General features: G+C 47.7%; 10 protein-coding genes. 9 read left to right on the top strand and 1 reads right to left on the bottom strand.

The window, feature by feature from the left end:
- The first annotated feature begins 520 nt into the window (after positions 1-520).
- From NG792_RS05000 to NG792_RS04975, 6 genes are all read left to right on the top strand, one after another.
- Positions 521-880, top strand: coding sequence for a response regulator transcription factor (locus NG792_RS05000; RefSeq protein WP_261197385.1), 360 nt, complete (start codon positions 521-523; stop codon positions 878-880).
- A 184-nt stretch (positions 881-1,064) separates the two neighbouring features.
- A complete protein-coding gene (locus NG792_RS04995) occupies positions 1,065-1,586 on the top strand; it encodes a chemotaxis protein CheW (protein ID WP_261197384.1) in 522 nt (173 codons plus the stop codon).
- Positions 1,587-1,633: 47 nt separating this feature from the next.
- Positions 1,634-5,401 (top strand): methyl-accepting chemotaxis protein, encoded by a 3,768-nt coding sequence (locus NG792_RS04990; protein WP_261234749.1) that lies wholly within the window; start codon positions 1,634-1,636, stop codon positions 5,399-5,401.
- A gap of 189 nt (positions 5,402-5,590) precedes the next feature.
- Positions 5,591-9,274, top strand: coding sequence for a PAS domain S-box protein (locus tag NG792_RS04985; protein WP_261234748.1), 3,684 nt, complete (start codon positions 5,591-5,593; stop codon positions 9,272-9,274).
- 347 nt (positions 9,275-9,621) lie between these two features.
- Complete coding sequence (locus tag NG792_RS04980; protein WP_261234747.1) at positions 9,622-12,468, top strand: hybrid sensor histidine kinase/response regulator; 2,847 nt, start codon at positions 9,622-9,624, stop codon at positions 12,466-12,468.
- Between the two features lie 101 nt (positions 12,469-12,569).
- Complete coding sequence (locus NG792_RS04975; RefSeq protein ID WP_261234746.1) at positions 12,570-13,064, top strand: chemotaxis protein CheW; 495 nt, start codon at positions 12,570-12,572, stop codon at positions 13,062-13,064.
- A gap of 8 nt (positions 13,065-13,072) precedes the next feature.
- Here NG792_RS04975 and NG792_RS04970 read toward each other — a convergent pair whose 3' ends face one another.
- Positions 13,073-13,654 (bottom strand): Uma2 family endonuclease, encoded by a 582-nt coding sequence (locus NG792_RS04970; protein WP_261234745.1) that lies wholly within the window; start codon positions 13,652-13,654, stop codon positions 13,073-13,075.
- Between the two features lie 377 nt (positions 13,655-14,031).
- Between NG792_RS04970 and NG792_RS04965 the strand changes: the two genes are divergently transcribed.
- The 3 genes from NG792_RS04965 (at position 14,032) to NG792_RS04955 (ending at position 18,279) form a co-directional block, all read left to right on the top strand.
- Positions 14,032-14,499 (top strand): hypothetical protein, encoded by a 468-nt coding sequence (locus NG792_RS04965; RefSeq protein WP_261234744.1) that lies wholly within the window; start codon positions 14,032-14,034, stop codon positions 14,497-14,499.
- Positions 14,500-14,811: 312 nt separating this feature from the next.
- Positions 14,812-17,100: a TOMM precursor leader peptide-binding protein gene (locus NG792_RS04960; RefSeq protein ID WP_261234743.1), complete on the top strand. Its 2,289-nt coding sequence runs from the start codon at positions 14,812-14,814 to the stop codon at positions 17,098-17,100.
- A gap of 81 nt (positions 17,101-17,181) precedes the next feature.
- Entirely contained in the window at positions 17,182-18,279 is a 1,098-nt protein-coding gene (locus NG792_RS04955; protein ID WP_261234742.1) for an amidohydrolase family protein, read from the top strand.
- Positions 18,280-18,328 lie beyond the last annotated feature (49 nt).

The following is an 18,328-nucleotide window of genomic DNA, read 5'->3' as shown; positions in this document are numbered from 1 at the left end:
ACTGTTTTGTCCCCGGGATTTAAACCCTCCCGCAAAGCTCTGGGGTTTGGGGGCACTCAACTCAGGAATCTGTAACTTTTAGTTTGCCCTCAAATGTGGTTAAAGTAGAGGGGAGAAGACTGGGTTTGTTAGGGGATTTCTACTTTTTATCAAGGAGTTAGGTTTGCCTAGGGGTTGGTGATTTTATATAAAGAGTTTAGAGGTGGCTTTAAGTGGGTTTGGCCTGGGTTAATTGGGCTTGAATTGAGATGATTTTATGAGGAGGTTGTGAGGAGGCAGAGCTGCCAATTTGGCGGGACACGGCTTTAGCTGTGTTCCGGGGTTGAGTTCGGTTTGGCATCGGTTCATGGGGATTGAAGTGGAGTGATTATATAAAGAATCGGATTTAAGCAGGACTTGGCCCTGGCTCTCGTGGGGGGTAAAAATGGATGAGGTTAAAGTTGGGGAGAGGGCAGGGAAATTGCTAACTCTCACGCTAAAATAAGATTTGAATACTTATGCAAAGCACGGGAAAGGCCAGATGAGCAAAATCTTAGTGGTAGATGATGTGCCGAGTGAACTGGAGATGATTGGCCGGATTTTAAAAAAAGCCGGGATGGAGGTGGTGGTGGCAACGAATGGGGAGGAGGCGATCGCCCGGATTCAAGAGAGTGCACCGGATCTGGTCATCCTGGATGTGGTGATGCCTCGGATGAATGGATTTGAGGTGATCCGAGAGTTACGAGGCGATCGCAAGACGTCCAAATTACCTGTGGTGTTTTGCAGTCAAAAAAATACAGAGATTGATAAGACTTGGGGCATGGATTTGGGAGCCGATGCCTATATTACCAAACCTGTTGACCCTGAGCAATTGCTTAATATTGTCGAGCGCTTATTGTGAAAGGTTCAGCGGAAAGAATGAGGCGGGATATTGTAATGCCATGACCCGTTAATTAATTTTTAAAAAGAATAATTGGTAGATCCTCCCTTAATTCTTTACCGCTTAATTCCTTCAAATAATTCCGGCAATTCAACCGAAAGCCTCTAAGATTTAAAGGCTGTGTTTTTTCCAAATTTAAGACGCTATGGCTGGAAAATTGACCCTCAGTTCGGGGATGAGTGAGTTGCCCGGTTCCCCGAATGCAGGGAACCTCAAGCAATTTCTGTTGTTTGGTCAAAGAGAGAGCCTCTTTGCGGTAGATTTGCTGTCAGTACGGGAGGTGCTATTTTTGGGACAGCAACCGATCGCCCCTGTTCCGAATACCCGTCATTTTGTCTTAGGATTGACGAATTTGAGGGGAGAAATTTTAGCAGTGGCAGATTTCGGTCGGTTTTTGCGGACTGAGGGGGTGGATAGTCATTCGGTGCATAGTCGAATTTTAATTTTAGAAGCCCCAGATCCGCGAGATGGAAACTTGGTGATGATGCGAATGGGTTTGGCCGTTTCTCGGGTGCAAGGGGTGATTTCGGTTCATCTGGATCGCATGGTTTCTAGCATGGATGTGGGGGAAGAACTCGCACCTTTTTTAAGGGGATTATACGATTGGACGGGACGCTTAGTGATGATTTTAGATGTAGAGGCGATCGCCCAGTCTGAAGGGTGGTAAACCGTTTAAAACCTCTAGCAAATTTCGCTTTACTTGGGGACTGAATTATGCTAATAAACGGGATAGGTTCTCAACTGTATTTCGCCATCGGGAGCGATACGGATTGGGTCGGGATACAAAACGGGGCCGAATGGGCAATAGCGCTATCTTATTTGGGGATGACTTTAATCCTCCTGCAAATCACCGGAGCTCGTCTGCATTGCCGTTTTTTATGGGTAGTGAGTGCTTTTTTGGCAGTCGCCACTGGGAGTCGTTTCTTCCATTTGTTTTCCACCCCCACCTCCTCTTTTTCAACCGCATGGGAAACCCTCAGCTATGCATTGGAAAGCGGGAGTGCGATCGCCATGATGATTGCCCTATTCACCTACCGTCAAGGCATCCGGGAAACCCTTGGAAGTGGCATCTTTTCTAGTGGTTCATTCCTGCAAATGGCCCTCGACTGCTTACCTTGGGCAGTATCTTGGCAAGACTCCCAAGGAGTTTACCTGGGGGGAAATCAGCGCTTTGCCGAACAAGTCGGCGTCGCATCCCCCGCACAAGTCATCGGGAAAACCGACGGCGCACTCTCTTGGGGGGGTATTTTACAAAATGGGGTAAAAATCAACCCAAAAGATACCAAAACCCTGTTAGTCCCAGTGCCGAATTCCCCCCCGGGGGACTCCCCAGAATGGCTCTGGAAAATTAATCACTGGCCCGTAAAAAATCCCCAGGGAAACGCCGTAGGAATCATCTCAACTTACGAAAAAATTCCCGGCTATATGGAAGCAATTGCCTCGAACTTCATAGAGTTGATGAATCAAATGGATGAGGGAATTTTGATTCAGCACAGAGATGGCACAATTTTAGATGCCAATGAAAAAGCCAGTCAATTGTACGGCATTGAACGAACCCAACTCCGAGGCAAAAACTTTTTTAACCACTTATCCAGTTTCGGGCAATCTCAGGTGGATTTTGAAGGCGTAGTGAGCAAGGGAGGCACGTTAAGATGGAAAGCCCTCAAACCGAAAGGGGGTAACCTATTGGATGTGGAAATCTCCGGCAAACCCCTCACCCTTTTAGACAATCGTGAGGTAATTTGGGTGAGTGTGCGAGACATCAGCAATTGCCTGAAGCTGGAAAGCGAACTACACCACCGGGAAGAAGAACTCAAATTATTTCTGGAACATCTTCCGGCAGCGGTTGCCATGCTCGATCGCCAGATGTGCTATGTCGTCGCCTCCCAACGGTGGGTGAAAGATTATAAACTAGATAAAAGAGAAGACTTCCAGAGTGTGAAAAACATTATCGGGCGATCGCACCACGAGCTATTCCCGGAACTGCCTGATCATGTGAAAGATATGCTACAACGCGTCTTAGGGGGAGAATCCTTTAGCTGTGATGCCGAAGGTTATACCCGAGTGGATGGCAGCATCGATTGGGTAAAATGGGAGATGTATCCCTGGCGCGATCGCAGCGGAGAAATTGGCGGCATTATGCTGCTGACAGAAGTGGTTACCGATCGCATCCAAGCTGAACAAGAACGGATGCGGTTGTTTAATCTCGTCGAGTCTAGTCTCAACGAGATTTATATTTTTGATGTGGATACCCTGCGCTTTGAATATGTGAACAAAGGAGCCTGTATTAATTTGGGGTATTCCCAGGAGGAAATCCTCGAAAAAACAGCAATGGATATCAATCCCGCCGTAGTGACTTTGGCGGAGGCTAAAACCGCCTTGGCTCCCTTATTAGAGGGCCACCAACAGAGAATGCGGTTTGAAGCAATGCATCGCCGTGCTGATGGGAGTATCTATCCGATTGAGATGTATCTTCAAATCGCCCAGCAGACTCCTAAACTCTCCTGTGTGGCGATCGCCTTGGACATCACCGAACGCAAACAAGCCGAACGCGCTTTACAAGAAAGTGAACAACAATTTCGGTTGATGGCGGATACAGTTCCGGCCATCATTTGGATTGCTGGTCCTGATAAACAGGTGACTTATTTTAACAAGCGGTGGGTCGAATTTACTGGGCGACCCTTAGAAAAAGACCTCGGTTATGGTTGGACGCAAAATTTGCATCCCGACGATAAAGACCGATGTATTAATGGTTATCAAACTGCCTTTGAAGAGCGGCAACCCTTCCAATTTGAAGTGCGACTTAAACGGTGGGACGGGGAGTATTGCTGGAGTTGGATGAGTGGATTACCTCGGTTTGATAGCCAGGGCAATTTTTTTGGGTATATTGCCTCCGGCTTAGATATTACCGAACGCAAACAAGCGGAAGAAGCACGCCGAGAAAGTGAAGAAGGGTTTCGTTCTTTGGTAGAGAGTGTCAAGGATTATGCCATTATTCGACTGGATGTAGTGGGTCGGGTAGCAAGTTGGAATATGGGAGCGCAAAGAATTAAAGGGTATCGGGCTCCAGAAATTCTAGGTCAACCTTTTCAGCGGTTTTATACCCTAGAGGACCGCGCCAGTGGCAAACCGGAAGCCGAACTCAAGACTGCTCAAACCGAGGGACGGTTTGAAGATGAAGGGTATCGGGTCAAAAAAGATGGGAGTAAATTTTGGGCGAATGTGATTATTACTCCCTTACGGGATGCGGAAGGAGAGTTGCAGGGGTTCTCTAAGATTACCCGAGATGTGACGGAACAGCGGCGGAATCAAGAAGCCCTAGAACAGTTAGCCGCAGACTTAGAAAATCGGGTGAGCCAACGCACCCAAGAGTTGCAGGAAATCAATGAGAAACTGCAACAAGAAGTGGGCGATCGCATCGGTGCAGAAATGGAAAAAACCCAATTAATCGCGGACCTGGAAATTATGTCGGCTCAACGGCAAGCGGAGATGGATTCCCTGACGCAACAGGTGATCAAAATGTTGGAACAAATTAAAGGAGCCGCGAAGGGAGATTTAACCGTGCGGGCGGCAGTCACGAACGACATTCTCGGGGCTTTAGCTGACTCGTTTAACTTTTTGATTTCCTCCCTCCGTAAAGTGGTTAAGGGAGTTCAAAAACTGGCAACAGAAGCCAATACTGCCACCGGGGAATCGATTTCCAATACTCAAGAATTGGCCCACCAAGCCCAAGAACAAGCCCAAAAGATTGAGGAGACAATCCAGAAAATTCAGAAGATTGTCAACTCGATTGAAGAAGTGTTTACCCTGTCTCAACAAGCGGAAAATGTGGCGCAACAAGCTGCCGAAAAAGCGCAAGTTGGAGGGGAGTCGGTGGATCGGGCAGTGGCGGCGATTAACGAACTGCGGCAAACCCTTTCTCAAACGGGGAAAACCATCGAACGGTTAGGGGAGAGTTCCGGGCAGATTGGCAAAATTGTCACTTCCATTTCCCAAATTGCGGCTCAAACCAATTTATTGGCACTTAATGCTACGATTGAAGCGGCTAGAGCCGGAGAACAAGGGCTGGGTTTTGCTGTGGTCGCTGAAGAAATCCGCAAGTTAGCCGATCGCTCGGGATTAGCAACGGAGGAAATTTCCGAAATCGTCGAACAGATCAGGAGTGAAATTGGACGGGCGATTGTAGCGATGGAGGCAGGCACTCAGGAAGTAGCGATCGGCACCAAACTGGCCGCAGAAGCCAAGACCCATTTAATTGATATCATCCAAGTCAGTGGGGAAATGAATGCCCTGGTGGAAAATATTACCCTCGCAGCAACAAAGCAGACAAATAGTGCTACGGAGATTGTGAGTATGATTCGTGCCGTCAGTGCCATTTCTGGGAATACGGCAGAAAAATCAGTCCAGGTTCAGAATTCCCTAGACGGCTTGGCAATTTCAGTAGAGAGTCTTCAGCAATCTGTGGCCCATTTCCGAAGTTAGCCGAGGAGTAGAGCAACACTCAACCGGGTAGGGTTTTCGGTTTGGTATGCTTTTTCTCTTCAAAAAGATGATTTTCCTAGGGCTGGGGGGGCATGAATGGGAAAATTGCTATAGCTCAACTGCCCCTCATCGGTCTTCTTTCCCTAATTGTGACCCCCCTAAACGCCGTTACTGATTGACGCACCCTGTATGTTAGAACCCTTATCCATCCTCCTCACGGTAAATTTTATTCCCCACGGTCATTGCTACCTGTGGAATCCGGTTCTAGTTTGGCTGCACGCCGGATCGGACTTCGCGATCGCCTTGGCCTATTTTTCGATTGTGGCGATGTTGATTTATTTCGTCTTTCAACGCCCAGATTTACCCTTTAGTCGGATTTTTCTGTTATTTGCGGCCTTTATTATTACTTGTGGATTCACCCATGTGATGGAAGTCTGGACCCTTTGGCGTCCAGACTATTGGATTTCCGGGAGTATCAAAGCCCTTACCGCTGGCATTTCCCTGGTAACCGCCCTAGAAATGGTCCCGACCCTGCCTGCCGCCCTGGCCCTACCCAGTGCGAAAGCCGCACTAGAGGAGGCTAATCAAGCCCTGCAAGGGGAAATTAAAGAACGCCAACAAGCGGAAGCGGCCCTGAAACGACTGGCGCGGATTATTGAAAATACGCCTGATTTTGTCGGCATCTGCGACAGTCAGGGGAAAGCTATTTACCTGAATCCCGCCTCGCGCAAAATGACGGGGATTTCCCCGGATCAACCCGCCTCGGATTTCACCCCGTTTGATTTTGTTAAAGACGGACCCGATCGCCAGCGATTAGAAGAGGCGATCGCCTCCACCCTCACCCAGGGGGTTTGGACTGGGGAAACCGTGATCAAACGCCGCAATGGGGAATTTTTTCCCGCCTCCCAAGTGATCCTGGTCCACAAAGAAGACAATGGAGAAATTGATTGTATTTCTACGGTGATTCGGGATATTAGCGATCGCCAACAACAAGAAAACGCCCTCAGCGAGAGTGAAGAACGGTTCCGGCAGTTGGTGGAAAATGCTGCGGATGCCTTCTTTTTGACCAGCTTGGATGGCAAAATCTTAGCGGTGAATCAGCGGGCCTGCGAGAGCTTAGGATATAGTCAGAATCAACTCCTGGCCTTGAATTTAGAGGCGATCGAACCGCGCTTTCACAGCGAGGAACGCACCCTAGCCGTGGCCCAGTTACGCCCCAGCGAAGCCCTCACCCTGGAAAGTCTCCACCGACGCGCCGATGGGACTACCTTCCCTGTAGAAATCCGCCTAGGCAAATTTTCCCGCCAGGGAGAAACCCTCCTGTTAGCTTTAGTCCGGGATATCAGCGATCGCAAAGCCATTGAGAAGGCATTAGAAGCAGAACGCCAGCGACTCACCACCCTGTTTGATGGGATTCCTGCCTTCCTCTACCTCGTCGATCGCAGCAACACAGTCCAGTTAGCCAACCGTCAATTTGTCGAGTTCTTTGGTAACCCGGGTTCTGCTGCCACCCTTTTGAACCCCGGTGGCAAACTCTACTCCGAGGTTCGCACCCAAGTCTTTGAAACCAAACAGCCGCAGCAGTGGGAATGGCAAGACCCTAACACCGGGCGCACGTACCAAATTTATGATTACCCCTGTAACGATGTGGATGGGAAACGGCTGGTCCTGGAAATGGGCATCGACATCAGCGATCGCAAACAAGCCGAAAAAGCACTACAAGCTTCCGAAGCGCGCTTCCGTTCCTTGATTGAAGCCACCTCTCAAATCATTTGGAATACCGCTGCCGATGGCGAATTTGTCACGGAACAACCCGCTTGGAGTAGCTTCACCGGCCAAACCTTCGACCAACTCAAGGGGCGAGGATGGCTGAATGCTGTTCATCCCGAGGAACGTCAACAGACGGCCCAAGCTTGGTCCGAGGCGGTCAAAAATCGGGGGCTTTATGAAGTCGAACACCGCCTGCGCCGTCACGATGGCGAGTATCGATATATGAGTGTTCGTGCCGTCCCCATTCTCAACACCACCGATGGCAGTATTCGGGAATGGTTAGGGGTTCATGCCGATATTAGCGATCGCAAATTAGCCCAAGTCACCTGCGATCGGTTCTTTACCATTTCCCTCGATTTACTGAGTATCTTCAGTTTTGACGCCTCGTTCCAGCGGATAAATCCCGCTTGGACCACCCTCCTGGGCTACAGTGAACAGGAACTCCTGGGTAAATCTTTTCTCGACTTTGTTCATCCCGATGACATCGAAGCCACCATTGAGGAAACCAAAAAACTGGCAACCGGCATAGAAACCCTCTATTTTGAAAATCGCTATCGCTGTAAAGATGGTTCCTATAAATGGTTAGCTTGGAGTTCCAATCCTTCCGTAGAACAGCAACTGCTTTATGCCGTTGCTCATGATATTACCCCGCTCAAACAAACCGAAGAACAATTTCGAGTCCTGGCGGCAGAACAAGCCCAACTGCTTCAAGAACTCAAAACTCGCCAAAATGCCCTCGATGAAGCGGCGATCGTCAGTGAAACCGACAGCGAGGGCAACATTACCTTTGTTAATGATAAATTCTGCGAAATCTCCGGATACTCTCACCGCGAACTCATGGGCGAAAATCATCGGATGATTAACTCCGGATATCATCCCCCATCCCTCTTTGAGGAAATGTGGAAAACCATCACCGCCGGTCGCGTCTGGAAAGGAGAACTCAGAAACCAGTGCAAAAATGGCACATATTATTGGGTAGATACCACCATTTCTCCCATTTTTGATGCTCAGGGCAAAATTATTAAATATATTGGCATCCGGTTTGATATCACCGAGCGAAAAAAAGTCGCCCAAGAGTTGGAAAAATTTGCCCAAGACCGCAAAGCTGAAGCCGATGAACTGACTCAACAGGTTCTTAAACTTTTAATGGAAATTAAAGGGGCTGCTAAAGGAGATTTAACCGTGCGGGCTGAAGTCAACAATAATGTTCTCGGGGCTTTAGCTGACTCCTTTAATTTCCTTGTTTCTTCCCTCAAAAAAGTTGTAACCGGGATTCAAGAACTGGCCACAGAAGTCCGCAGCGCCACCGGGGAATCCATCGCCAATACCCAAGATTTAACGGAACGGGCAGGAGAACAAGCTCAACAAGTTGAGTTTTCCTTGCGCCAAATTGAGCGCATGGCTAACTCGATTCAAGATATCTGTACCGTGGCTCAAAAAGCGGAAAATGTCGCCCATAAAGCCGCCGAAACTGCCGAAGTGGGAGGCCAATCGGTAGACCGGGCCGCTGAAGGCATTAACGAACTGCGCCAAACCATTTCCCAAACCGGAAAAATGATTAAACGGTTGGGAGAAAGCTCGCAACAAATTGGTAAAATTGTGACGTCAATTTCTCAAATTGCCGCTCAGACTAACCTATTAGCCCTGAATGCTACCATTGAAGCGGCCCGGGCCGGAGAACAGGGGTTAGGGTTTGCCGTAGTTGCCGAAGAAATCCGCAAATTAGCCGATCGCTCCGGTTCAGCTACGGAGGAAATTTCCGAAATTGTCGAACAAATTAGAAGCGAAATCGGACGGGTTACTGAAGCAATGGAAGCAGGCACTCAGGAGGTAGTCGCGGGGACTAAATTAGCCGCTGAAGCGAAACAGCATTTAGTCGCCATTATTGAAGTCAGTCGGCAGATGAATGCCCTGGTTCAAAATATCACGCGGGCAGCGACTAATCAAACCGAAAATGCTTCGGAAATTGCCGCAGTCATGCAAAAAGTTAGCTCGATTTCTACCACAACCGCCGAAAAATCTGTGCAAGTTCGGCAGTCTTTAGATGGACTGGCGATCGCTGTCACTCAGCTTCAAGACTCGGTTTCTAATTTCCGCAGTTAAATGTAGATTCAAAGCTCCAATCCTTCATCAATTTCTGTCCCCTCCTCTGGGTAAGACTTTGTTGGGGAATTAGGAAACCCAACCCCCCAAACCCCTTCCCTCAAAGGGAAGGGGCAACCGGAAAGAAAGGTCTTCCGGCAATGATATTTATTCCTTATTGTCCCTCTTTTTTTAGGAGAGGGTCGGGGAGAGGTTCTTCCTCCCTCTCCTTTTAGGAGAGGGCCAAATCAGAGAGCTTAGGAGGTGCATCTACTAATTTTCTAGTCACCGCATCTCTCAACAAAAATAGTTGAACCCGCCTGGGGTTTCATCGCCTTTTGTCACTGAAACTTCTACTCTGAACCATCATGTCATCATTAATGGACTTTAACGATATTCAAGAACTGCTGGGGGCATTTATTGCCGAAACCGACGAGTTTTTACAGAGCTTAGAAACTCAGTTGTTGGCAATGGAACAAATTGAGACCGCAGAAGCTCGAAAAAGCACCATTAAGGAAATGTTTCGGGCGGCGCACTCTATTAAGGGTTCGGCCTTAATGTTTGGTTTTCAATCCCTTTCAACTGCGGCACACCGGATAGAAGATTGTTTTGCAATTTTGCGCGATCGCCCCGAAGATACTCCCCTGAGTAGCCGTTCTATTACTCAACTCCTCCAAGGGGTTGATTTATTAAAAAAACTCACGGCCCAATCTACGGCCCTCGTTAGGGAAAAGCAAGAAGAAAACCCCAAAGATTTCCAGGCGGATTTGGAGGCGATCGCCCGCATCAAACAAGAATTAGAAACTGAATGCGGTGAATTAAAACACCCGGCAGACTGGATGCAAAAACATCCCGCCAATACCGGGGTAATTCAGTCCATTTTCAAACAAGATTTACCCCCGATCTTTAACCGTTTAGAAACCGAACTTTCCCAACTACAAGAGGAGACAGCCGAGGACTCTTGTCGGGTTTTTAATGAAATTTATTATCAGCTTTCCGGTTTAGCCGGGATGTTAGAAGTCCCGGAACTCGGAGAAATTGCCGAAGCGCTGCGGACCGCTGTGGATACACCCAATGTATCCGTCGAAGACCTGAAAAAATTGGGCTGGATCATCGCCCAAAATTTAGAAACCGTCCGGGAACAAGTCTTACAAGAATTACCCATCGTCTTACAACCGATGGAACTCCCTCCTCCGCACCGGGATGTGGCCATTTCTCCAGTGCCTTCTCCCCCTCCACTCCGGCCTTCGGACCCGCCTCCAAGTGCGACCCCTCCCGACCCCTCCCTACTCCCCACTGCCTCCCCAGGGGAATCCGGAGTCAAACCCACCATCCGAGTCGAACTCGATCGCCTCACGGAACTGGTGGACCTTGTGGGAGAATTAGTAATTAGTCGCACCCATTTAGAAGTCCAGGAAACCCAACTGCGCGGGGAAGTCAAACGTCTGCGACGGCACATCCGCGATTTGAATCAATTTGGGGTACAACTGCGGGAAGAATATGACCGCCTTGCCGGAGAAAAAAGCCATCAGGGTCGAAGTCCCGCTCATCCCCTGGGTTTCGACGCCCTAGAAATGGATCATTATACGGAGTTCCATGATACGGCCCGAGAAACCATCGAAACCACCCAGGCGATCGCCCACTCCAGTGCCAAAATCGACGAAGTAGCGCTCAATCTGGACCGGAGTACCGATCGCCTCCGACGAATCTGCGATCGCCTCCGCTCTCAGGTGATGCAGTTGCGCGTCGTCAGTTTCAGTCGTGCCGTAGACCACCTACCTCGCGCCATCCGTGATATGTCTCGCACTTATGATAAAGATGTCAACCTCCTCCTCATCGGACGAGATACCAAAATTGATGAAAGCTTATTACACGCCTTGCGCGACCCCCTGGTACATTTAGTGCGAAATGCCTTCGACCACGGCATCGAATCCCCCGAAGACCGCAAAGCAGCAGGGAAACCCCCCAACGGCCAAATCGAAATCGAAGCGCGGCATCAAGGGGGACAAACCATCATCACCATCTCTGATGACGGCCAAGGCATCGACCCGGAAACCATTCGTTCCCGTCTGGTTGAATTAAATCTCGTCTCCGAAGAACAAGCTTTAGAACTCTCTCTCAACGAACTCTACGACTTCCTGTTTTGGTCGGGATTTAGTACCCAACGTGAGGTAAATGACTTGTCTGGACGTGGGGTCGGCTTAGATATTGTGCGAAATAACTTGCGCCAAGTGCGAGGTACCGTCAAAGTAGACTCTCGCATCGGTCGGGGAACCACCTTTATCATTAAACTCCCCCTGATGCTCTCGATTTCCGATGCATTATTAGTCCGCATCGAACATCAGACCCTCGCCTTACCCCTCGATGCCGTGGAAGAGATTCTGCACGTTAACGCCAGTGAAATCCAGATGGCCATGCATCAACCGATGTTACGGTGGCGCGACGAGTATATTCGGTTAGTTCCCTTGAATCATTTACTCCATTACAACGAGTCCTCGCGGGATCTGCCTTCTCCGATACCCGTTGGAGAAGATTATATGCCGGTGCTAGTTTTAAGCTCAAGTGAAGGGATTCTGGCGATCGTCGTCGATCGCCTCGTCGGACAACAGGAACTCGTCGTCAAACCCCTCCCCCAACCCTTATCCAAACCCACCGGCATCCTCGGTTGCACCATTCTCGGCGATGGCGAAGTCGTCAGCATTCTCGATGTAGATGACTTAATCGGACAACTTCATCCTCACGTGCAAAAAGCGGTCGTGATCCAGACTGATAGTCCCGGACGCAATACCCTTCTCCCCCCAGGCATTCGTTCTCCGGTCCCCCTGTTGCCTCCCCTGCCCTCTCAACCCCAAATTTTAGTGATTGATGACTCTTATACGATTCGCCAAATGCTCTCGTTAACCCTCACCCGTGCGCGATACCGCGTTGCTCAAGCCAAAGATGGTCAAGATGCTTTGGAACAATTGCATCATGGATTAAAATGTGCTTTGATTATTGCTGATATTGAAATGCCCCGGATGGATGGATTTGAATTCCTGGCGGCAGTCAAAGAAAATCCCCAATTTTCTCCTATTCCGGTGGCGATGTTGACTTCCCGCAGCGGTGCTAAACATCGGCAACGGGCAATGGATTTGGGGGCCGTTAAATATTTCACCAAGCCCTATAATGAACGTCAGTTATTAGAGGCGATCGCTCAATTACTGGGAGCGACCTGATCCGGTTTTCATCCTTAAAATTTGGATAAAAAAATCGCAGAATTCCCTAAAGGTTAGACAATTGTTTTGAATTTCCTCCCCCTTAATGGAGCATCCCTACCATGTTCTCCCCCTCTAAGTACAGCCGCCGGTTTCACAATAAAAAGGCCGCCATTCAGCGCACCCCGATGCGCAAGCTAGTTATTTTTGAAGTTGCGGGGGAAACATACGCGATCGCCATCGAACGGGTGCAGCGTGTTCTCACCGAATTTACCACCCAAGGGACCCTCGAAGATGGACGGAGCTTAATTAAACTTGATGCAGATTTGATTATTCTTTTGGATCTATCCAGGCTATTTTTCACCCCAAACCCTTCTCAAGAGCAGCATTCTTATTTGATTGTCTGCACCCTCACCAATGGCGATCGCATTGGCATTCCCCTCCAAGATTTACCCGCAATTTTAGACGTCCCTGAAGATCAATTTGCAGAAATTCCCGCCTCCTATCGACAAGGTAGGGAAGGCAAAAATGCTGCACCGGCAGCAGTGGAAAAAATTATTACCACCGATGCCGGTACAGTCGCCTTCTATCTGAACTTAGATAAACTTTTGGATTGAGACGGGTTTTAGGACCGACCTGCTGGCGTCAGCGTCCGGTTATAAATGGCCTCAATTTCGATTAAAAAGCTCAGGCTATCCAAATACACATCATCCCCTGGCTCATACAGATACGCTTCCCAAACTCCCGGTTCAATTTGACGCAAACAGTTCAGTTTGGGTTGAGTTGGATCAAGCCAAACATATTCCTGCAAGGTTTCAATTTGCCGATAATGGTCAAATTGACTGAGTTTCTCACTGGCGGGACAGGGGTGAGATATCACATCGATAATTAAACAGGGATATTGAATCACCCCATCGAGTCGGTGGCGGCGATCTAAATCCCGAGGGTCATGGGTGACCATTAAATCAGGATAACAGTAAGCCGATGCGGCTTCAATATAAACCGGCCTCGGATGAACAGAAACGATCGCATTCGTGCCGCGCAGGTGCTGGATTAAAAGCTGGAAGAAAGTTTGGGTAACCCGTTTCTGAGTGGGAGATTGCTGAGTTCGGGTAGTCTGATCTACGGTAAAGGGATAGGACAGACCGTTCTCCGGTGCTAAATCAGGGGAAGGAAGGGTGTAACTGTTAAGTTGGCGATCGCCCATGCTGACCTCGTGAACCGTTCACCTAATTTTATCATCTGCGAGGGGCGATCGGGAGTCTTATGTCTTATGTCTTATGTCCTTGGTTGATGGGGGGATGGGGTGGGGAAGTCCTCGGAACGAATTATAATTCCCGAGAGCAAGACGGTTCTTAATTTCGTAGTATTCGGGGGAACCTGAATTTAATGGGAAACTCTCTCACCTGATCTGCTCCAGTCTGGATTCAATATGCCAACTGAGTAATGTAAATTTTTATGGCGAAATTCTCCCTTCGGGAAAAAATCTAATATAATCAGAACGATTTGTATTGAAATTGAGATATTCAGGTGCTAATTAGCACCTTATCAACGAACACAGGGGAAAAACAAATGTCCGAGCCAATGTCAAAAGAAATGCGCTTAAGTCGATATCAGGATTTAGGGCTTCCCAATTTTCGGAAGACTATTGTCGAACTCTCAAAACTTCTGGTTCAAGTTTGGCTAGATGAAGAGCCAGGTAAAATTTTCAAAGAAGAAATCATGACATTGGGCTTACATCAAGCTCTGGAAAATCAACACATTTTTTTCCCTGCTGAATGGTTTATTGCAGAGCTAGATCCCGATAGTTTTCTGGGTTCAATTCAAATGAGTGAAGCGGGGATGTGGAGCAAACCAGGTAATGAAGGCGGGCTGGAGATGATTTTAAAAATTCCTTATGCACCTTGGCCTCAAACCGGAGTGACGGAAGCAGAATTACAAGTGTGGATTGAGCGTTGTAATGTTTGGTTGAAAGAGGCGAAGTATGAAAATCCTGAGCATCCATTTCCTTTACCGCCTAATCCTTATATTCCCTTAGCTACTACCTGCTAAAACCTGTCACTCTCGCTTGTTAAAAAAGGCACTTACTTAGAAAAAAGCCTGTATAAGGTTTCGTCGATGGGTAAGGAATCAATCGTTTTTATAGCTAGTGATTTAAGATATCCACTATTTAAAAACATAGGTCTTATAAGTCGGGGAAACCTTGTAATTATAAAAAATGCTAACATTTAACCTTACTCATATTACCCTGTATGATAATTGTGTTTTTGTGTGAATTAATTTGGAATTTTCAAAATTTAATTTGAATAAACATACTAATTTATTGGTCAAATCTTAGATAAAAAATATTAAAAAAATTTATTTATGCTTAATCAGCCTTGTTTTAAACTTCAAATTCATTGCCAACATATCGACAAACAAGCAGTTTTTTTACTGTCAGAAAGAGGCTTCGTTGAAATTAGCAATCCGACTCACAAGTTATTAGCCTCTTATATCGACGGCAATCGGACAGTTGATGAAATTGTTGAAGAAATTATTCCGGATTTACTTCCAGAAAACCCGAGTATCCAAGATTTTATTGCAGCGGGAGTTCAAGCTTTTTCTGCTTTGGTGGAAATGCAACGACAGGGTTATATTGTGGAATGCAATAATTCCCTACCCTCTAATTTAGCGGCTTTTTGCGATACGTTAAATATTGATGCTCAGGATGCTAACCATCGATTGCAAACCACTAAAGTTGCAGTCAAGGCTTATGGTGCGCTTTCTCCTTCAGAATTTATTGCTACTCTTGAAACCTTGGGGATACAAGTCTGTGATGAAGGAGATATCGAAATTGTCCTCACTGAGGATTATCTCCAAGAAGAATTGGAAGAGGTCAACAAACAGGCTTTACAAAACCAGCGCCCTTGGATGCTGGTAAAACCTGTGGGAACCGTTGTTTGGCTAGGACCTATATTTTCCCCTCAAAAGACTGGGTGTTGGGAATGTCTAGCGCAACGGTTGCGAGGCAACAGACCCATTGAAGAGTTTATCCGAAGACAGTCAGATATTTCTACCCCTTTATCTATTCCACAGGTGACCCTTCCCTCGACGCTGCAAACTGCGTTAGGCATGGCGGCTACAGAAGTATTTAAATGGGTTGTTCGAGGTGAGAATAAACGGCTAGAAGGAATTCTGGTTACCTACGATACCCTGTCTTTAGAGACTCAAAATCATATTTTAGTTAAGCGTCCTCAATGTCCAGTCTGTGGAGAAATTCAAAACGGGTTAAACAGTGTACCGATTCCTATTGTTTTAGGACATCGGAAAAAAGTTTTTACGGCTGATGGGGGACACCGTTGCTTGTCACCGGAAGAAACCCTCAAAAAATATCAACATCAGATTAGCCCGATTACTGGCGTAGTTCGAGAACTGATAAATGTTTCACCCGATTCTAATCAGTTACTCCATATTTATGCAGCTCGACATCATTTTGCTTCAATGTTTGATGATTTGCACTCCTTGCGGCAAAATCTCATGGGCAGAAGTGCGGGGAAAGGAAGGACGGACGCTCAAGCAAGAGCCAGCGCATTGGGGGAGGCAGTGGAACGCTATTCTGGCGTGTTTCAAGAGGATGAAATTCGCCATAAAAGTAGTTATCAAGCCTTGGGAGAAAAGGCAATACATCCGAATTGGTGCATGAATTTCAGCCCAGACCAATACAACAATCGGGCGGAATGGAATGCGAGTTGTCCGAGCTTTTTTCAGAGGGTTCCTGAACCCTTTGATGAGGAGAGAGCAATTGATTGGACGCCGGTTTGGTCGTTAACCCACGAAGAGTTTAAGTATCTCCCCACGGCTTATTGCTATCATGGCTATCCCAAACCCGTCATGCCAGACTGTTGGGCAGATACCAATGGAGGCGCTGCGGGGAATAGCCTAGAAGAAGCAATTTTGCAGGGCTTTTTGGAATTGGTAGAACGGGATTGTGTGGCCTTGTGGTGGTACAATCGCGTGAAGCGACCCAGAGTAGAATTAGAAAGTTTTGATGAACCCTATTTTCAAGCCCTGAAAGATTATTATCAAACCCTGCATCGAGAAGTCTGGGCTCTGGATCTGACCAGCGATCTGAATATTCCCACATTTGCCGCAGTGACTCGCCGGACCGATCGCCCAGTAGAAGACATCGTGCTGGGTTATGGTACTCATTTTGATCCCAAACTGGCAATCCAAAGAGCTTTAACTGAGGTGAATCAAATCCTTCCTGCGGTGTTATCAGCCCATGCCGATGGGACCACCGAATATCGATCCTATGACCCACTTGCTATAAACTGGTGGAAAACTGCTACCCTAGAAAATCAGCCCTACCTGGTTCCCGATGGAAGCGTCCCCCTCAAAGTAGTTGCGGATTATCCTCAACGGTGGAGTGACGACCTGTTAGAAGATATTAGGACTTGCCAGCAGATTGTCCAGCAACAGGGTATGGAAATGCTGGTTTTGGATCGGTCCCGAGTTGATATCGGATTGAAAGCTGTTAAAGTGATTGTTCCAGGAATGCGCCATTTTTGGAAACGGCTGGGAGAGGGCCGACTGTATGAGATTCCGGTTAAATTGGGTTGGGTAAAAGAACCGACTTCAGAACATGAATTGAACCCATTTCCCATGTGGATGTAACTTGGGGTAAATTACTTGCAAATACTGACCCTCTCTTTGAGATAATGGCTTAAGCTATTATCCCATTCATAACCCAGACGAATGCTGAACGGATATCAAATTATAGATGCGGATTCCCATGTATTTGAACCGCCTGATATGTGGGAAAAGTATTTAGAACTGGCCTTTAAAAGTTTTGCTCCATCACCGGATTTTAAAATCAAGGGGGAGCCCGTGACTCATAAAATCTCCCAGCAAGTCAGTCGCGAGGGGGCTAAACAAATCCAACAGGCTCACCCCATGTCTGTATTGAGTGGCTTTGATGCCGAGTCCCATGTCCGGGCGATGCAGCAGATGGGGATTGATATCGCGTTCATTTATCCAACTCATGGACTGTGGCTGTTAGCGATTGATAACATGGAACCCCGGCTGGCAGGGGCCTTTACTCGCGCTTATAATAATTGGCTGCGAGATTTTTGCAGCTATGCACCACAAAAGCTCAAAGGTGTGGGAGCGATTAACTGCCACGCCCCCGAGGAAATGGTGATAGAATTGCACCGGATAGCAGAGTTTGGCTGGAAAGCGGTATATTTGCGCCCCAACCCAGTCAAGGGGAGAATCTTAAGCGACCCGGCTTATGAGCCATTTTGGAACCAATGCGAGGAATTAAACATGGCGGTGGGACTCCATGAAGGGACTCACAGCCGATTGCCAACCACTGGTGCGGATCGCTTTAACACTCGCTTTGCCCTGCACGCTTGCTCTCATCCCACGGAACAGATGATGGCGTTGTTGGCATTGATTGAAGGAGGGGTATTAGAGCGCCACCCTCAGCTAAGAGTTGGTTTTCTGGAGTCTGGCTGTGGTTGGCTCCCTTATTGGCTATGGCGACTGGATGAAGAGTATGAGAACCTTTACTGGGAGGTTAAAGACCGGGTGAAGATGAAGCCGTCGGAGTATTTTCGCCGTCAATGCTTTATCGAAATCGAGCCAGGTGAGCCGTATTTAGGGCAGATGATTGATTATATTGGCGCTGATAATTTAATTTTTGGTTCAGACTATCCCCACATGGATCATAAACCTAATATTGTGGGGGAAGCCGTGGCTCTGGCAGAGCGACTCTCCCCCACACTTGTCCAAAAGATTCTTTGGGATAACGCGGTTCGTTTTTATGGGTTGGAATCAATCAACGCCCAGTAATATGGCGGTTTTAACCTGTAGGGTTCAAAATTTGGGGGATGGGGTGCTG

Origin of the sequence: Laspinema olomoucense D3b, from assembly GCF_025370785.1 — a bacterium.
Taxonomy (GTDB): domain Bacteria; phylum Cyanobacteriota; class Cyanobacteriia; order Cyanobacteriales; family Laspinemataceae; genus Laspinema; species Laspinema olomoucense.
This window is presented reverse-complemented; position numbering and strand designations above follow the sequence as displayed.

Excerpts from the sequence above, each read along its gene's own strand:
- NG792_RS05000 (WP_261197385.1), top strand. The coding sequence starts at position 521 with ATGAGCAAAATCTTAGTGGTAGATGATGTGCCGAGTGAACTGGAGATG.
- NG792_RS04995 (WP_261197384.1), top strand. The coding sequence starts at position 1,065 with ATGGCTGGAAAATTGACCCTCAGTTCGGGGATGAGTGAGTTGCCCGGT.
- NG792_RS04990 (WP_261234749.1), top strand. The coding sequence starts at position 1,634 with ATGCTAATAAACGGGATAGGTTCTCAACTGTATTTCGCCATCGGGAGC.
- NG792_RS04985 (WP_261234748.1), top strand. The coding sequence starts at position 5,591 with ATGTTAGAACCCTTATCCATCCTCCTCACGGTAAATTTTATTCCCCAC.
- NG792_RS04980 (WP_261234747.1), top strand. The coding sequence starts at position 9,622 with ATGTCATCATTAATGGACTTTAACGATATTCAAGAACTGCTGGGGGCA.
- NG792_RS04975 (WP_261234746.1), top strand. The coding sequence starts at position 12,570 with ATGTTCTCCCCCTCTAAGTACAGCCGCCGGTTTCACAATAAAAAGGCC.
- NG792_RS04970 (WP_261234745.1), bottom strand. The coding sequence starts at position 13,654 with ATGGGCGATCGCCAACTTAACAGTTACACCCTTCCTTCCCCTGATTTA.
- NG792_RS04965 (WP_261234744.1), top strand. The coding sequence starts at position 14,032 with ATGTCAAAAGAAATGCGCTTAAGTCGATATCAGGATTTAGGGCTTCCC.
- NG792_RS04960 (WP_261234743.1), top strand. The coding sequence starts at position 14,812 with ATGCTTAATCAGCCTTGTTTTAAACTTCAAATTCATTGCCAACATATC.
- NG792_RS04955 (WP_261234742.1), top strand. The coding sequence starts at position 17,182 with ATGCTGAACGGATATCAAATTATAGATGCGGATTCCCATGTATTTGAA.